General features: G+C 76.1%; 2 pseudogenes. One reads left to right on the top strand and one right to left on the bottom strand.

Annotated elements, in window-relative coordinates:
- Positions 1-214, bottom strand: a pseudogene (locus G3I40_RS26730) (fructosamine kinase); the annotation flags it as partial.
- Positions 215-311: 97 nt separating this feature from the next.
- On the opposite strand from G3I40_RS26730, the pseudogene G3I40_RS26725 reads away from it, so the two are divergent.
- Positions 312-568, top strand: a pseudogene (locus G3I40_RS26725) (type 1 glutamine amidotransferase); the annotation flags it as partial.

Raw genomic sequence — 568 nt, 5'->3', positions numbered from 1 at the left:
ACCCGTGCACCACGGGCACGGCGACGGTGCCGGCCTCGGCGAGCCAGCGCAGCCCGGCCGCCTCGGCGTGCGCCGCGCCGGGGTCGTCGGCGTGCTTGGCCATCACCACGCGTCCGTCGTCGAGGACGACCTCCGTCAGCGCGCCGGACCGGGTGCGCTCCTCGACGACCCGCCGCCCGGTGAGGCGAGCCGCTGCGGAGGAGGGAGAGAGCATGCGTCCCAGCGTAAAGCGGCCGCAGCGGCGTTGACGCGGTGTGCCGGGTCCTGCTCTGCTGCTGTGATCAGTACGAGCAGGGGCGAGGGAGTGGGACATGCGGGTGCTGGCCGTGCAGCACACCCCGCACGGCGGGCCGGGGCGGATGGGCACCTGGCTGCGTGAGGCCGGCCTCGACGTGCAGGTGCTGCATCCGTACGAGGGCGAGGAGCTGCCCGACTCCCTCGACGGGCGCCCGCTGCTCGTGCTCGGCGGCGGCTTCCTGCCGGACGACGACGCGCGTGCGCCCTGGCTCCCGGCGACCCGCCGCCTGGTGCGTGAGGCGCTCGCCGGGGCGAGCCCGCTGCTCGGCAT

Origin of the sequence: Streptomyces sp. SID14478, from assembly GCF_010548525.1 — a bacterium.
Lineage (GTDB): Bacteria > Actinomycetota > Actinomycetes > Streptomycetales > Streptomycetaceae > Streptomyces.
This window is presented reverse-complemented; position numbering and strand designations above follow the sequence as displayed.